Genomic DNA, 15148 nt, shown 5'->3' with positions numbered 1-15148 from the left:
GTCGTCGGTGTCGTGCTCGACGACCGCCCGCGTCACGCGGCGCCGGTGGTGTTCTCCAGATCGTCGGCGAGCAAGGCGATCCGGGCACGCAGGATGCCTTCCGCCGTGGTGAGATCGAGATCGGTCAGACCACCCACCCGCCGCAGCCGGTAGTCGACCGTATTGGGGTGGACGTGCAGCCGGCTGCCGGTCGCTTTGCGATTGAGTCCGGTGTCCATGTAGGTCCGCAGCGTTTCCAGCAGATCCGGATGGTCGGCGAGCGGGGCGATCACCGCGGCGAGATGATGCCGCGCGGGCCCCGGCCGGGTGAGCTGATACTCGATCGCCACATCCGACAGCTGATACAGCCCTGCGGGTTTGGCGATGCCACGCACCAGATCCAGCAGTTCGTGCGCCTGCTCGGCCGCCGTCGGGATCAGGTGGGTCGGCGCGGGCACCAGCGTCGCGGTGAGCCCGACCCCGGCCAGCTTGCTGATCTCGGTGAGGACGGCCTCGGTCATCACCGGCTCGTCGGGTTGGTCGTTCGGGATCAGCAGGGTGCCGCCGTAGGTGCTCAGCAGCGCCAGCGAGCGCGAGGCGAAGGCATCGGCCAACGCCGCCTGTACCCGGCGCAGCTTGCGCCGGGCGACGACCTGGGCGTCGACCCGGGGATCGAGCTCGTCCGCGATCACCGGAATCATCAGCGCCACCACCTGATACGACGCGGCCACCCGGATGCCGGTCTGCCGGGTCAGGGCGCCGACACCGTGCCCGCTCAGCAGCGCCGACACCATCGTCTGGGCCCCGGTCTGATGCTCCTTGGCCACCTGGCGCTGCTCGTCGAGGTAGGCGCCGGTCACCGTCGCGTTGATCACCTCCAGCGTCTGCAGAAGCAGTCGGGTGCCCGCGATGACCTCGGCGAGATCGGCGGCGGTGACATTGCCGATGACCAACTCGAAGCCGATGCGGAAACCCTCGGCGTAGGCCCGCAACAGGGTCTCGACGGGCACCCCTTCGCGCGCGTGCTGGGCGGAGGCCGCGCGCAGCGCCACCAGCTGCGCCTCGGAGGGCGTCGTGCGCTTGTCGAGCATCTCCATCGCCAGCATCAGGCAGCGTCGGGTGAACTCGGTGACGTCGCTGCGCATCGCTTCACTCGGCAGGGCCTGACAGGGCATGACGTTCTCGGCGAAGTAGGTGACCAGCTGCGAGACCAGATCGTCGACGTTGCCCAAGAAGCTCGACACAGCACGGCCGTCGGTGGTGGTGATCGGATCGGGCGCCCGATCGATAGCGGAAGAAGTCATCGCGTTCACTCCATCGTGTCCTGTGTGAATGGCAACATAGCTAGCGCGCGAGCGCTGGCTCAGAGTCCAGTCACGCTGCCTGGGGTGCTCACGATCTTGTGCAATCGCCGCTGTGAGGGCTCACAGGGCGGGGAATCGGGAGTGTGCCGGGAGGCTTGCGGTGCAGGCCGGCGCGGTCGTAGAGCCGGCTGACCAGCGCGCCGAGCGTCAGCCCGACGGCGAGGCCGAGCAGGGTCATCCAGAAACCGTGCGCCGGTCCCGCGCCCAGGTCGGCGTCGAAGAACAGGATCGCTCGCACCGCCGTGTACACCTGATGCATCGGTCCGAACGTCGCGAGCACACCGACGTAGCGCGGTGATACATCGTGGCGAGCAACGCACCCAGCATCGCCATCACGACCGTCGGAAAACACCCGGATGCGCACGGTCGCATGCTGACAGCGCGAGCGCCCGGCGGCCGGGGCGATGGAATCTGCCCGACGTCGGGCGCGCTGCGTTGGCGATCTGCCGATCGGCCGCCGCGGACTTCAGGCCGCCGCGGCCTCGGCGGCGCCGTTGAGCCGGGCGTAGCGTCCCGCGTCGTCGAGCAGCGTCGTGTGGTCGCCGAGCTCGACGACCCGGCCGTGATCGAGGACGGCGATCTGGTCGGCGTCGCGGATCGTACTGAGCCGGTGCGCGATCGTGATGACCGTGCGGCCCTGGGCCACCACATCGATGGCGGCCTGCACCGCGCGCTCGGTCTCGTTGTCCAGGGCGCTGGTGGCCTCGTCGAGCACCAGCACGCGCGGGTCGCGCAACAGGGTGCGGGCCAGGGCGATTCGCTGCTTCTCACCACCGGAGAACCGGTGCCCGCGCGCGCCGACCACGGTGTCGTAACCCTCGGGAAGCGAGGTGATCAGCTCGTGGATCTGAGCGGCGCGGGCGGCGCGCTCGATCTCGGCGTCGGTGGCCTCGGGCGCGGCGTAGCGGAGGTTCTCGCGGATGGTCGTGTGCAGCAGGTAGGACTCCTGCGAGACGACGCCGACGATGCGGGCGAGGGTGCCCAATTCGAGTTGGCGCACGTCGACGCCGTCGATGCTCACCCGGCCGCCGGTCGCGTCGTGCAGGCGGGCGACGAGCGAGGCGAGCGTGGTCTTGCCGGAACCGGTCTCGCCGACCAGGGCGAGCGTCGACCCGGGCGGCACGACGAGCGAGACACCGTCGAGCACCTCGGGGCCGTGGGCGTCGTAGCGGAAGCTGACGTCGTCGAACCGGACCTCGCCCACGACATCGCGCGGGTCCAGGTCGATCGGCCGAGCGGGCTCGTCGATCTCGACCGGAAGATCGAGGTAGCCGAAGATCCGGCTGAACAACGCCATCGAGCTGGTGACTTCGACACCCACGTTGAGCAGGCTCATCAGGGGGCGGAAGAGCGCGGACTGCAAGGTGGTGAAGGCGACCAGGGTGCCGATCGTCATGGCGCCGCTGGTCGCGGGGAAACCGGCGGCGAGGTAGAGGACGGCAGGGATCGCCGCGAAGACGATGTTCATCGTGGCCATCCGCCAGCGGCCGGCGAGCTGGGAACGCACTTCGAGGTCGACCAGGTCGTGGGAGGTCTGTTCGAACTGCGCGGAGGCCACGGGCCCGGTGCCGAGCGTCTTGCCCAGCAGTACACCGCTCACCGAGAGTCCTTCCTCGACCTGACCGTGCAGGTCGGCGAGGTGGCGTTGACGCCGGGCGGTGATGTCGCGGCGCAGCAGGGCGACGCGGCGGGTCAGCCAGATCGCCGGGGGCAGCACCACCAGCGACAGCAGTGACAGCCGCCACGACAGCACCGCCATCGCGATCGAGGTGCCGACCACGGTGGTGACATTGCCCGCGATCGCGGTCGCGGTGCTGGTGACCACGGACTGCATGCCGCCGACATCGTTGATCAGGCGCGACTGGACCTCGCCGCCGCGGGTGCGGGTGAAGAATCCCAGCGATTGGCGCTGTAGATGGCGGAACACGTCGGTGCGCAGCGCGTGCATGACCTGCTGCCCGACGGTGGTGGAGATGAGTGTCTGGCCGACGCCGAGCACGGCGGTGAGGACGGTGACGGCGAGCATGCCGCCCACCGCCCACAGCAGCAGCGAGATGTTCTGCTGGGGGAGCGCATCGTCGATCACCAGGCGCAGCAGGAACGGCGAGACGAGGCTGATCGTCGAGCCCGCCACGATCAGGACGATCAGCACGGTGAGCCGAAGCCGGTAGGGCGCGAAGAGCGCGGCGATCCGGCGCACGGACACGGGGGACTCGCGCAGCTGTGCGCGGTCGGCCGGGTCGGGGCGGCGGGTGCGGCCGCCGCGGGAAGAGTCTTGGTCTTTCACAGGCAACCCCCTTCGGGGGAATGGACGTATGCTGAGGTTCCCTCACTATCTGGCAGTGTAAACAACTGGAGAGGCCGGATTTATGCCCGACAACGACAGCGAGCTCCTGATGCAGGTCGCCAGGACGCTGCGCCGACGCTGGGCCGCGGCGTACGCGCCGATGGGACTGACCCCGCATCAGGCCCGCGCGCTGCGGGTGGCGGGCGAGCACGAAGGACTGCGGCTCTCGGCTCTCGCCGAGGCGTTGCGGATCAGCCCCCGATCGGCGACAGAGGTGGTGGACGTGCTCGAGCAGGCCGGTCTGGTCACCCGCGCGCCCGATCCGACGGACCGTCGCGCGACTCTCGTGGCGGTGACGGCCCTGGGGGCGCGGACACTCGGCACCCTGTCGGAGGCTCGGACGAAGGAATCCGACGACTTCTTCGCCGGGCTCACCGACGACGAGCGTGCCACGTTGCGGGGCATCCTCGGCAAGCTCGTCGGATAGTCCACGACCCGGCAGCACGCCGGAGGCCGCCGGTCACCAGTCGAGGACGTGTTCCGGCTGGCAGACGTGCAGGGGGGACGGCAGGTAGCGGATCACGGCGTCCAGGAGCGGGGCGACATCGCTCCACGGCGCCGGATCGCACAGGACCGGCGCGGCGTCGCCGACATGGGTGAGGCGCCGGACGCGGTCGGAGACCTGTTCGGGGGAGACCTCCGGCGGGCCGGGGTCGTTGTCCTGGTGGTCGGTCACCGCCGTCACGAGCCTGCGATACCACTGTTCGGCGACCTGCCAATGGCTGCCGTAGAACTCGGCGCCCATCGGTGCCAGGTCCCCCATCGGGACCAGATCGATGACGCCGGCGAACCCGGCGCCGATGCCGTGGGGGATCTGCAGCGTCAACGGCACCGCTCCGTGGGTGCCCGCGATCGTGCGGACGCAGCGGTCGAAGTCCGCGGCGGGATGATCGAGCCCGGTCACCAGGCACAGCCGCGCGACCTGGTGGTCGTCGGCGACTCGCAGGATCGTCTCGAGCCGAGGGGCGCGCGGTGCCGCGGCGTTCATGACCGCGACCACCCCGTCGGCCACCCGAAGCGAGTGCTCCAGCGTCGCGAGGGGCTCCTGGCTCGACAGCTGGGTGAGCCGAATCGTGTGATCGGTCCACCGGATCGTGGTCGCCGTGCCGGATCGGGGCCCGGCGGGACGGCGGGTCAGCCGGTGGACGACCCGGGTCGTCGCCTCGGGGTCCCCGATGATCGTGACATTGCGGATCGACTGCGGATCAATGACTTCGGTGCCCATCGCGTTGTGGTACTCCAGCTCGACTCGAGAATGGCGGCGCCTCCTCAATCCGGCTTCACCGTACCTCCGCCGATGTGCCGGTGAAGCGGATTCCGGCCCCAAAGTAGAACGTGTTCCTATACCGTCGGGCTCGTGCAGAAAGAACAACGCCCTGCCGTGGCCGACTGGTTCACCGCGGACGACGGCACGGTGCGTCTGCAGGGGAGTCGCTGTACTGCCTGCGGCACACCGTATTTCCCACGGAACACGCTCGCCTGCCGGAACCCGCAGTGCGCGGGTCCCCGGGACGGCTCCGAACTCGCCGAGTACCTGTTCTCCACCCGTGGCCGGATCTGGTCGTACGCGGATGCCCGTTACAAGCCACCCCCGCCCTATGTCTCCGCCGAGCCGTTCGAGCCGTATGTCGTCGCGGCCGTGGAGCTCGAGGTCGAGCAGATGGTGATTCTCGGGCAGGTGGTGCGCGGCCTGACGGTGGACGACCTGGCGGTCGGCATGCCGGTGGAGTTGACCCTCGGCGTGCTGTACGAGGACGAGGAAGCGGAGCACACGGTGTGGATGTGGAGGCCGGTCGATGACCGAGACCAGTAATCGCGATATCGCAGTCCTCGGTGCGGGTATGCACCAGTGGGGCAAGTGGGGCCGCAATTTCGTCGAATACGGACTGGTCGCGGCCCGTGCCGCGCTGGCCGATGCCGGCGTGGACCACCGCGACGTCGACTACATCGCCGGCGCGGACACGATCCGCAACGGCTACCCCGGTTTCGTCTCGGGCGCGACCTTCGCCCAGGCGCTCGGCTGGACGGGGGCGCGGATCTCGAGCAGCTACGCCGCCTGTGCCTCCGGTGCTCAGGCCATCGCCAACGCCCGCGCCCAGATCCTGGCCGGGTTGTGCGAGGTGGCCCTGGTGGTCGGCGCCGACACCACCCCGAAGGGGTTCTTCCAGCCGGTCGGCGGCGAGCGTCGCGACGATCCGGACTGGTTGCGTTTCCACCTGCTGGGCGCGACCAACCCCATCTATTTCGCGCTGTACGCCCGTCGGCGCATGGCGTTGCACGGCGCGACACTCGACGACTTCGCCGCGGTCAAGGTGAAGAACGCCCGGCACGGCCTGAACAACCCGTATGCCCGCTATCGCAAGGAGGTCTCGGCCGAGGAGGTCGCCGCCTCGGCGATCGTCTCGGATCCGCTGCGCCTGCTCGACATCTGTGCGACCAGTGACGGCGGTGCCGCCCTCGTGCTGACGTCGATGGACTACGCGCGGCGTCACGGCATCGCCGATCCGGTCCGCATCCGCGCGCTGTCGACGGTCACGCCGACGTTCCCGAAAACGGTGCTCGACCTGCCGGATTTCGCGACGGATTCCGCGGTGGCGGTCGAGGCGCCGGCGCGCGAGTTCCGCTCCGCGGTGGCGTACGCCGCCTACGAGGAGGCCGGGCTCGGTCCCTCCGAGCTGTCCTTCGCGGAGGTCTACGACCTGTCCACCGCGCTGGAGCTGGATTGGTACGAGGACATCGGGCTCTGCGAGACCGGCGGCGCGGAGAAGCTGTTGCGCAGTGGCGCGACGACACTGGGCGGTCATGTGCCGGTGAATCCCAGTGGCGGCCTGGCCTGTTTCGGGGAAGCGATTCCCGCGCAGGCGATCGCCCAGGTCTGCGAGCTGACGTGGCAATTGCGCGGCCAGGCCGAGGGTCGCCAGGTCGATGACGCGCGCGCGGGTATCGCGGTGAACCAGGGCCTGTTCGGCCACGGCTCGGCCATCATCGCCACTCGCTGAGCGGGGTTCGCGCTGCTCCGGTGCACATGAGCGGCCACCGCGAAGGTGGACGTTCTCCGGCATCCGACGGCGGCACCCGGCGGGTGGGGGCACGTCAGGGACGCGGCCCCGCCCGGCGCTTGCTGTCGAGTCGGCCTCGGCCGATACCGGATTCGGTGCTCAGGTAGACCGCGAGGTCGCGCGGCAAACCGTGCGTGTCGTGCAGGTAGCGGTAGTCGTCGTCGGTCAGCGGTCCGGCGAATCGGCGGTGGGACAGCACCTGTCGTCCGCGCTGGAGGAGCAGATCGAATTTGTGTTCCTCGTCGAGCAACAGGGTGCGCACCGGGTGTGGGTCGACATGCTGCCGGAAGTGGTCGAGCGTGTGGTCGAACAGGTCGATCGGCAGGTCCGACAGAGTGCGGCTCGGATCGTCGCGCCACAGTGTGGTCAGGGTGCGGCGGATCAGGCGGCGCAGGATGTGTCCGCGCCCCGAGAGAGACGGGGTGACCCGGTCGCCGAGGATCACGATGCTGGATCGCAGGTGGTCCGACACCACGCGCAGCGACGATTCCCCCAGCGGGCCCCAGAGCCGGGGCAGCGTGGTCGACCAGGGCCGGAAGACGTCGATCTCGAAGACGGACGGCGTGTTCTGCAGGATTCGCCCGAGCCTCTCCAGGCCCATCCCGGTGTCGATACCGGGTCGGCGGACCGGTTCGAGACCGCCGTCGGGGTGCCGCACGTAGCGCATCGTGACGTGGTTCCAGATCTCCACCCACCGGTCGTCGGTTGTCGGTGTGCCCTGCGGATTCTCGCTGCCGGTCCAGAGGAAGATCTCCGAATCGGGTCCGCAGAGTCCGGTCGGCCCGTTGGACCACCAGTTCTCCTCGGTGGTCGGTTCGACCGGTAGGCCCAGGTCCTGCCAGGTACGCCACGACTCGTGGTCGGGTTCGACCCGGTCGTCACCGCCGAAGACCGTGCCGTGGATCCGGCGGGGGTCGATGCCGAATCCGTCGCGCAGCAGTTCGATTCCCCAGCGCAGGCTCTGCGGGCCGCCGTAGTCGCCGAGGGACCAGGAGCCGAGCATCTCGAACACCGTCAGGTGCGTGTCGTCGCCGACTTCGTCGAGATCGGTGGTGCGCAGACAACGCTGCACGTTCGTGAGCCGTCGGCCGAGCGGATGCGGGCGGCCCAGGAGATAGGGGGTCAGTGGGTGCATCCCGGAGGTGGTGAACAGCACCGGGTCCCCGGGCGAGGGGATGAGCGATCCGCCCGGCGTGAGTTCGTGCCCGCGGTCGCGGAAGAAGTCGAGGAAAGTCCGAACGGTCTGGTCTGTGGTGATCATGGTGATTGCTCCATCGAGAGAAATCGACCGGAAGCGACCGCCCATGGCAGGCCCGGATTCGAGACCGACGCGCACCGGCGGACCGTTTCCGGTCGCCGGCGGGGGAAGAAGAGGTCAGGCGGCAGCGACCGGCGAGCGGAGAGCTCGTGCGGCCGCGGCGGCGTTGCGTGGACTGACCATCATGTGGGCACGGTAGCAGCCGCGGGATGCGGGGCGCGACCGGATTTCGGCCGGTGCCGATCGGCGAACGTGCACTGCTGGTTCACTGCGGTCGAGTGCTCTTGCGGGAGAGGAATACTCGTTCGAGCAGCGCGTACAGGGTGTCGCGGTCCTGCTCGCCGAGGCTGTCCAGGCCATCGCGGGTGACCTGCATCTTCGCCCGGATCGCATCGGTGACTCGTTCGCCCTCGGGCGTGATGACCAGATTGGTGACGCGGCGGTCGGACGGGCTCGCCTCGCGGCGGACCAGGCCGCGTTTCTCCAGCCGGTTGATGATCCCGGTGACGTTGGAGGCATCGCAGGCCAAAGCCTCGGCCAGGACCCGCATCGCGATGGGTCGGCGGCGCAGCGCCGTGAGCGTCTTGCCCTGGCTCGCGGTGAGGTTCTCACTCGCCGCCGCCGCCGTGAAGTCCCCGTAGTAGACGCCGAGGGACACCGAGAGCAGCTCCATGAGCTGGGCCGAGTCGACGTGGGGAGCTTCTGTCATGCGACCACCATATCCGCAGAAACTTGACCATCTCAAATATCTACCTCTACGGTGTGGCATATTGCTTGAAGTTCTCAACCATCGACATTGTCAAGTGACTTTGAGGAGCACCCCCGTGATCGTCACCGCGTCCGACGTCGCCCGCACGGCCGAGGTCTTGGCCCGCCCCGTCACCCTGAACGGCCTGACCGTCCCCAACCGCATCGTGATGGCGCCGATGACGCGCATGTTCTCCCCGGGCGGTGTGCCGGGGGCGGACGTGCGCTCGTACTACGCGCGCCGGGCCGCCGCCGGTGTGGGCCTCATCGTCACCGAGGGCACCTACGTCGGCCACGATTCGGCCGGGCAGAGCGATCGGGTGCCGCGGTTCCACGGCGCGGAGCAGCTGGCGGGGTGGGCCCGGGTCGCCGAGGACGTACACGCGGCCGGTGGCACGATCGTGCCGCAGCTGTGGCACATCGGCATGGTCCGCAACCAGGGCGAGCAGCCCTATCCCGACGCCCCGGCCATGGGCCCCTCGGGCATCGGCGCCGATGGCACCGAGGGCGCGGGCAAGGCGATGACCCAGGCCGATCTGGACGATGTCATCGCCGCCTTCGCCGAGGCCGCCGCGGCCGCCGAGCGCATCGGCTTCGACGGTGTCGAGCTGCACGGTGCCCACGGCTACCTCCTCGACCAATTCCTGTGGGCGCAGACCAACCGCCGCGACGACGGCTACGGCGGTGACCCGGTGGCGCGCACCAGGTTCGCGGCCGAGATCGTGGCCGCGGTCCGGGCGGTCGTCTCGCCCGATTTCCCGGTGATCTTCCGCTTCTCGCAGTGGAAGCAGCAGGACTACCGCGCGCGCCTGGCCGAGACCCCGCAGGAGCTCGAGGCCATCCTGACCCCGCTCGCCGCCGCGGGTGTCGATGCCTTCCACGCCTCCACCCGCCGCTACTGGCTCCCGGAGTTCGACGACTCGGACCTGAACCTGGCGGGCTGGACCAAGAAGCTGACCGGCAAGCCGACCATCACCGTCGGTTCGGTCGGACTCGACGGCGACTTCCTGCGCGCGTTCACGGGCGAAGGCGCCGAGCTCGGCACGATCGACAACCTCCTCGATCGCATGGAGCGCGACGAGTTCGACATGGTCGCCGTCGGCCGCGCCCTGCTCCAGGATCCGGAGTGGGCGGCCAAGGTGCTGGCGGGCCGAATCGACGAGCTGAAGCCCTACGACGCGGCGGCGATGAAGACCCTGAGCTAGCCGGATCTGTCTCCGGAGCACAGTTCGCAGCGGAAAGTTCATCGAATCATGCAGTGACAACCCCTCATTCGCGCATCGATACCGACTCGGACCCGGGTTGCGGGAGGCACCGGCGCCGACCCGCGCACGCCCGAGCCGCGGCGACGGAGATCCTCCTCGCGTCGAGATCGGCTGAGCCCCGGCCGGTCGTCTCCCCGGCGACCGGCCGATCGCGAGGTTGGCGCGTTCGGCCGGGGATTGGCGCGTTCTGTCCTTGTCGCGGTCCCGAGGTGATTCGAGACTTACGTTCGATAGGGATCAGTGTGCTACCGAGGGGAGCCTGCGTTGTCGGTGACGAGGGAGAGTGCCACCGCCTACGTGATTTCCGCACTGGAGGCGAAGGGAACGGCGACCCGGGACGATTTCGACGTCGCCGGGATCGTCGCCGCGTTTCGCGACATCACCGACGGGTGGGACTTCCACCTGATGGAGCGGGAGACCTTCTGGCGGATCGCCTCGACCTACCTCAGGGTGTGAGGCTGCACGCCGGTGAGGACCCCGACCAGCGCCGGGCGGCCCGGCGCAACGAGCCCGCGTCGGAGTAGCCGAGAAGTTCGGCCTGCCTGGTGCCGCTGAGCGATCCCGCGACCGTCACCTGTGCGAATCGGGCGCTGCGTGCCCGGTCCAGCTCCGCGCGCCAGGTGGTGCCAGCTTCGGTCAGGCGTCGCTGCAACGTCCGGGGGCTGACCGTGAGGAGGCGGGCGACGCTGTGCAGGGATACCTCCCCGGCCTCGATCGCCTGGTCCAAGGCCTCGGCCACCCGTTGCGGCCAGGCCGAGGCGAGCGTCGGTGGCGGCGGCAGCGCGGCGGCCAGTGGTTGCAGGACCCCGGCCAGGACCGGATCCGCGGTCGTCAACGGCAGATTCAGGTCCGCGGAGCGGAAGGTCATCGAGTCGGTCGGCGCGTCGAACTCGACGGTGGCGGAACCGAACACGTCCCGGAAGCTGTCGATATGCGGGGGAGCGGCCTGGCGTAGCGCGACGCGGACGGGGTCGAGCGGACCGTCGACGACGCGGCGGGCCCGGCTCAGCACGGCCGACAGTCCCCACAGCTGGGTGTGGTCGCGCCCCCGGCCGTCGCCGTGGAGCATCTCGAGGTAGAGGGTGGATTCGTGCTCGGTCTCGGCGACCAGGTCGAAGCGGTGATTGGTGGTGACCGCGGTGACGTACGGCCCGCAGGTGGCCAGCCCGGCGCCCAGCGTCGGCGCGGAGGCGAACAGATAGTCGTACAGGCCCAGGCTCGAGAGTTTGTAGCGGCGGGCGACCTGCAGGGCGACGTCCGGGCCGAGACGATGTTCGCCGATCTCCCACAGCCGGGAGAACACCTCGCTCGGCAGATGCACGTCTTGGCCGGTCATCGACCAGTCGGGGACCCCGGCATCGCGGATCAGCTGCGCGCGATCGAGCCCGGCCGCGTCGAACTGCGAGATGACGAAACGATGTAGCAAGCTCTGGTCGGTAGCCATGACGTCTCCTCGTGGCGGCAGGCCGATCCGCGGACCGGTCGCGGCTACGTCAGCCGCCGTCGTCGACCGATTCGGCGAATCCGAGCTGGGCGGGATTTCTCCATGGAGGACGATACGCTGGGACGCGGCGGCGGGCGTCGATGCGGTGACCTTCCCCGCCTCCTCGCCCGAGCATCGCCATCAGCGGTGGCGTGGTCGCGGCGGGTACTCGCCTGCCGGCCATCACGGGAAAGACCTTGCGCGACAACTCCGGTCCCGCCGCCGATCGCTTGCTCGCCAGGCCGCTGGCGGCTCCGTCGCGAAGCCGCACCCGTCCCGCCCGCACCGGCGCTACCGTGGAAGTATCCGTGGGGAGGAACACGATGGTGTCGGTGACGCTGTACCGCTATTCGTTCGATTTCCGCTATCGCTTGAACGACCGGCAGCTGGCGGGTTTCGACCCGAGCCGGGCATATGTCGAAGCCTATGCCGTCGATACACCCGAAGGCCGGGACGAGCGTGGGTGGACCTGTATCGAACGGAGATCGGCCCCCGCGCTTCCCGGCTACCTGCGGAGCATCGAGGTCGAGGCCACCGCCGACGACTCCGCCGCGTGGGCCCAGGCCCGGACTGTCGCGCTGGAGGCGCTGTGGATCGCCGAACAGCAACTCGTCCACGATCTCGGTATGCGGATCGAGGGCGGCTTCTCACCCGGACTGCGGCGTGGAGCCGGCTGGTCGGCGGCACGCCGCCGCAGCCGGGGCGCGTCACGGCGGGCGTTCGACGGACTCGAACAGCGGCTGCACGACATCGCCGAGCGCTATCGCCGGGTCCGCGAGCAGATCGAGCTCCGCGTGCACGAGGCCGACGCACGCGCGCAGGAGGAACAGGCACGACTCTGGAAAGCGCAGCGCGAGCGGGAAGAGCGCGACGACCGTTGCTCCGAGCTGGCCGCCCGCACCCGATGGAGCTACCGCGTCACCGAGTCGGACAGAACCGTCCATGTCTTTCGCGCCGAGGACTCGACCCTGACCACCGGCGAATTGGTCGACGAGCTTCAGCGCCCCACCCATCACCTCACCGGCTATACCGTGCACTGGGCCGCCGCCGATCGCGCCGAGATCGAGCGCGTCAGCGGTGTGGATTTCACCGCCTGGTGGGCCGTGGTGGCTCCGCGCCACTGGAACGATTCCCGGCGCGTCCCGTCTCGCCCGCCGACCCGTTCCGGCCCCTACCTCGGCGGCCACTCCAGTGAGGGTGGCCATTCCGGCCACGACAGCTTCTCCTCCTGCGGCGGCGGTTTCTGATGCGACGGTCGTCGACGAACTCGTCGATTTAGCGATACCGCGCTGGTGATGCTCGCGCCGAGCAGAGTGTGTCGACGTGCTCGGCCGGTCGGCGGAGATGGCGGAATCGGTGGGCGCCGACGAGTCGAGTTTCGCCGCGATCGCCCGCGACCTCACAGTATGCGGAGGCCGCGGTCCTCGTCGGCTGAGGTAACGGGGCTTGACACGGTCGCGGCCACGGCTTTGACTGACTTGGAAGCTGGTTTCACCTCGTTCGACACTGTCTGAGGGGTAGAAATGCGCGCCATGGTGTGGGTGGGTCCGGGGTGCGGGCGGTCGACTGTCCGGCACGGGTTCCTCCTGATGGCGGCCCTGATCGGTGCCTGTCTGCTCGCCGTGACGGGCACCCAGACGGTATTCGGACAACCGGTGGCGAACGGTGACGGCACCGGCTTCTCGCTGCCCTACTCCGGCGCCCCCGCCTATGAATACGTGGCACCACCGCAGATGACGAGCGCGGATCAGCTCAACCAGCCGCTCGGTCAGGAGCGGGCCGACACGATCGCCGGTCGGATCGGTCTCGGGCGGGGTGACGCGCTGACCGAACAGCAGTATCTCGATCTCACGTCCGGGGGTGGCGTCGGCGGGAACCTCGACGCGGCGGGGGTGATCGTCGCCTGCGTCGAGATCCTCACCAACACGGTGGGCCGACCCATCTACTCCGAGATCGACGGGCGGCCGGTGTCCTCGGTGTTGGGCAGCTACGGGCTGTATGTGAACCCCAGTGGATTGCTCGAGAGCCCGGCCAACGCCGACGCACCGACCAGGCAGGTGAACACGCTCATCGCGCCCGGCGGGTTCGTCGGCAACTGGCTGCGGGACAACGGTGCGGTCCACACCCTGGTCGCGCTCTACCGGTCGGCCTATACGGTGCAGGCCGCGTATGGATTCGTGGCACAGCAGATGTCGGGCGCGGCCCAGCTGGTGACCACTACCAAGGGCGGGGTCAGCGCCGAGGTCGGGATGTCGATGGCCCCACCGCTGTGGATCGTGAACTTCGCCCTGATCTACGTCCTGAACCCTGTCCTGGCGGCCGGGATGCCGGCCTACTGGGCGCCGATTCCGCCGCAGGTGGCCGCGGCGATCAAGGCGAGCCCCACCGGCCAGGTGCCGTTCAGCGACTACGCGGGCTACTTCGGCTGACCGCGCAGGGGTGCGCCGACCCGGTGCAGGTGCGTGAGCGCCTCGCGGTACGAGGAGATCAGCCCGGTCTCGTGGTACGGGACGCCGATTTCCGCGCAGTAGTCGCGGACGATCACCTGGGCGTGGCGCAAGTTCGGCGTCGGCATGCTGGGGAACAAGTGGTGCTCGATCTGATAGTTGAGCCCGCCGAGCGCGAGATCGGTCACCGCGCCACCGCGCACGTTGCGGGAGGTCAGGACCTGGCGGCGGAGGAAGTCGGGGCGGTTCTCACCGGTCAGGGTCGGCATGCCCTTGTGGTTGGGGGCGAAGATGCAGCCCATGTACAGGCCGAAAAGGCCCTGGTGGACCGCGATGAAGGCGATCGCTTTGTCGGCGGGCAGCACCGCGATGACCGCGGCCGTGTAGACGGCGAAGTGGCCCACCAGTAGCGCGCCCTCCAGTCCGCGGTGTTTCATCGATCGGTTTCCGAGCGCACGGACACCGGCCAGATGAAGATTCAACCCCTCCAGCAGAAGGAGCGGAAAGAACAGGAATGCCTGCGCCCTGCCGAGTAGGCGAGGCAGACCGCGACTGGACCGTGCTTGCTGTTGTGACCAGACCAGAATGTCGGGCGCGACGTCCGGATCGAGTTCTTCGTGGTTGGGATTGGCGTGATGGCGGGTGTGCTTGTCCTGCCACCACCCGTAGCCCAAGCCGATGCCTGCGTTGCCGACGATGCGCCCGACCAGCTCCGTCGGCTGCCTGAGCCGGAAGACCTGCCGGTGGGCGACATCGTGCATGACGAGCGCGACCTGCGCGAACGTCACGGCGAGGGCGACGGCGACCAGCAGGGTCCACCACGAATCACCGACGAGGACGAAGGCCGCCCAGCTCGCCACGAACGCGGTCGCGACGAGGCCGAGCCGGACGGCGTAGTAGCCCGGGCGCCGGTTCATCAGCCCGGCGTCGGAGATCCGGCGCAGCAGCCGGGCGTAGTCACCATCGGCGCCGCGCCGTGGTGTCGGTGGAGCGGAAGCGGGGACCAGGGAGGGCGTCGTCATGATTCCGAAGCTATCGGCGGAAATCTCGCCCCTCGTAATCCTGCGGTATGACATCGAATAGGACTGCGGAGTGATCTTTCGACGCCCGCGCAGCGCACGATTCGACAACGGCGGCCCCGGATTTCCGCCCGGACGGGAAATCCGGGAGTAACTTTACAGCTAACCTTTCTTCCCTCG

The 15148-nt window shown here is 69.1% G+C and carries 15 protein-coding genes; 7 read left to right on the top strand and 8 right to left on the bottom strand.

Going from position 1 to position 15148, the window contains the following annotated elements; genetic code table 11:
• Positions 1-32: 32 nt before the first annotated feature.
• The 3 genes from Q7X29_RS19455 to Q7X29_RS19445 all read right to left on the bottom strand — a co-directional run bounded on the left by Q7X29_RS19455 (position 33) and on the right by Q7X29_RS19445 (position 3630).
• Positions 33-1283 (bottom strand): PucR family transcriptional regulator, encoded by a 1251-nt coding sequence (locus Q7X29_RS19455; protein WP_218720521.1) that lies wholly within the window; start codon positions 1281-1283, stop codon positions 33-35.
• Positions 1284-1371: 88 nt separating this feature from the next.
• Positions 1372-1707 (bottom strand): hypothetical protein, encoded by a 336-nt coding sequence (locus tag Q7X29_RS19450; RefSeq protein ID WP_316574953.1) that lies wholly within the window; start codon positions 1705-1707, stop codon positions 1372-1374.
• A gap of 102 nt (positions 1708-1809) precedes the next feature.
• Positions 1810-3630, bottom strand: coding sequence for an ABC transporter ATP-binding protein (locus Q7X29_RS19445; RefSeq protein ID WP_316574952.1), 1821 nt, complete (start codon positions 3628-3630; stop codon positions 1810-1812).
• A gap of 82 nt (positions 3631-3712) precedes the next feature.
• Here Q7X29_RS19445 and Q7X29_RS19440 point away from each other — a divergent pair, with 82 nt between their 5' ends.
• The gene (locus Q7X29_RS19440) at positions 3713-4117 is read left to right on the top strand and encodes a MarR family winged helix-turn-helix transcriptional regulator (protein ID WP_316574951.1); all 405 of its coding nucleotides are present in this window, start codon (positions 3713-3715) and stop codon (positions 4115-4117) included.
• 33 nt (positions 4118-4150) lie between these two features.
• Here the strand turns inward: Q7X29_RS19440 and Q7X29_RS19435 are convergent, their stop codons facing one another.
• Positions 4151-4915, bottom strand: a complete 765-nt coding sequence (locus tag Q7X29_RS19435; protein ID WP_316574950.1) for a translation factor GTPase family protein — start codon at positions 4913-4915, stop codon at positions 4151-4153.
• 132 nt (positions 4916-5047) lie between these two features.
• Between Q7X29_RS19435 and Q7X29_RS19430 the strand changes: the two genes are divergently transcribed.
• Positions 5048-5503, top strand: coding sequence for a Zn-ribbon domain-containing OB-fold protein (locus Q7X29_RS19430; RefSeq protein WP_449411944.1), 456 nt, complete (start codon positions 5048-5050; stop codon positions 5501-5503).
• Entirely contained in the window at positions 5487-6689 is a 1203-nt protein-coding gene (locus tag Q7X29_RS19425) for a lipid-transfer protein (RefSeq protein ID WP_316574949.1), read from the top strand. Before Q7X29_RS19430 ends, Q7X29_RS19425 begins: the two co-directional genes overlap by 17 nt.
• Before the next feature lie 94 nt (positions 6690-6783).
• On the opposite strand, the gene Q7X29_RS19420 is transcribed toward Q7X29_RS19425, so the two are convergent.
• Together Q7X29_RS19420 and Q7X29_RS19415 are read right to left on the bottom strand one after the other, a co-directional pair.
• Complete coding sequence (locus Q7X29_RS19420; protein WP_316574948.1) at positions 6784-8010, bottom strand: alanine--tRNA ligase-related protein; 1227 nt, start codon at positions 8008-8010, stop codon at positions 6784-6786.
• A gap of 262 nt (positions 8011-8272) precedes the next feature.
• Positions 8273-8716 (bottom strand): MarR family winged helix-turn-helix transcriptional regulator, encoded by a 444-nt coding sequence (locus tag Q7X29_RS19415; RefSeq protein WP_255588280.1) that lies wholly within the window; start codon positions 8714-8716, stop codon positions 8273-8275.
• 115 nt (positions 8717-8831) lie between these two features.
• Here Q7X29_RS19415 and Q7X29_RS19410 point away from each other — a divergent pair, with 115 nt between their 5' ends.
• Entirely contained in the window at positions 8832-9959 is a 1128-nt protein-coding gene (locus tag Q7X29_RS19410; RefSeq protein ID WP_316574947.1) for an NADH:flavin oxidoreductase, read from the top strand.
• 330 nt (positions 9960-10289) lie between these two features.
• Positions 10290-10475 (top strand): hypothetical protein, encoded by a 186-nt coding sequence (locus Q7X29_RS19405; protein ID WP_308248605.1) that lies wholly within the window; start codon positions 10290-10292, stop codon positions 10473-10475.
• Here Q7X29_RS19405 and Q7X29_RS19400 read toward each other — a convergent pair.
• Complete coding sequence (locus Q7X29_RS19400; protein ID WP_316574946.1) at positions 10465-11463, bottom strand: AraC family transcriptional regulator; 999 nt, start codon at positions 11461-11463, stop codon at positions 10465-10467. The two genes, Q7X29_RS19405 and Q7X29_RS19400, sit on opposite strands and share 11 nt — an antisense overlap.
• Positions 11464-11810: 347 nt before the next feature.
• Here Q7X29_RS19400 and Q7X29_RS19395 point away from each other — a divergent pair, with 347 nt between their 5' ends.
• Positions 11811-12749 carry a hypothetical protein gene (locus Q7X29_RS19395; RefSeq protein ID WP_316574945.1) on the top strand — a complete coding sequence of 313 codons (939 nt, stop codon included), beginning with the start codon at positions 11811-11813 and terminating at the stop codon, positions 12747-12749.
• A gap of 276 nt (positions 12750-13025) precedes the next feature.
• Entirely contained in the window at positions 13026-13931 is a 906-nt protein-coding gene (locus Q7X29_RS19390; protein ID WP_394358705.1) for a hypothetical protein, read from the top strand.
• Here the strand turns inward: Q7X29_RS19390 and Q7X29_RS19385 are convergent.
• The gene (locus Q7X29_RS19385; protein WP_316574944.1) at positions 13919-14971 is read right to left on the bottom strand and encodes a fatty acid desaturase family protein; all 1053 of its coding nucleotides are present in this window, start codon (positions 14969-14971) and stop codon (positions 13919-13921) included. The genes Q7X29_RS19390 and Q7X29_RS19385 overlap by 13 nt on opposite strands.
• Positions 14972-15148: the final 177 nt, after the last annotated feature.

This window comes from Nocardia canadensis (assembly GCF_032656385.1).
Lineage (GTDB): Bacteria > Actinomycetota > Actinomycetes > Mycobacteriales > Mycobacteriaceae > Nocardia > Nocardia canadensis.
Note: the sequence above shows the minus strand (reverse complement) of the source record. Positions and strands in the feature narration are given on the sequence as shown.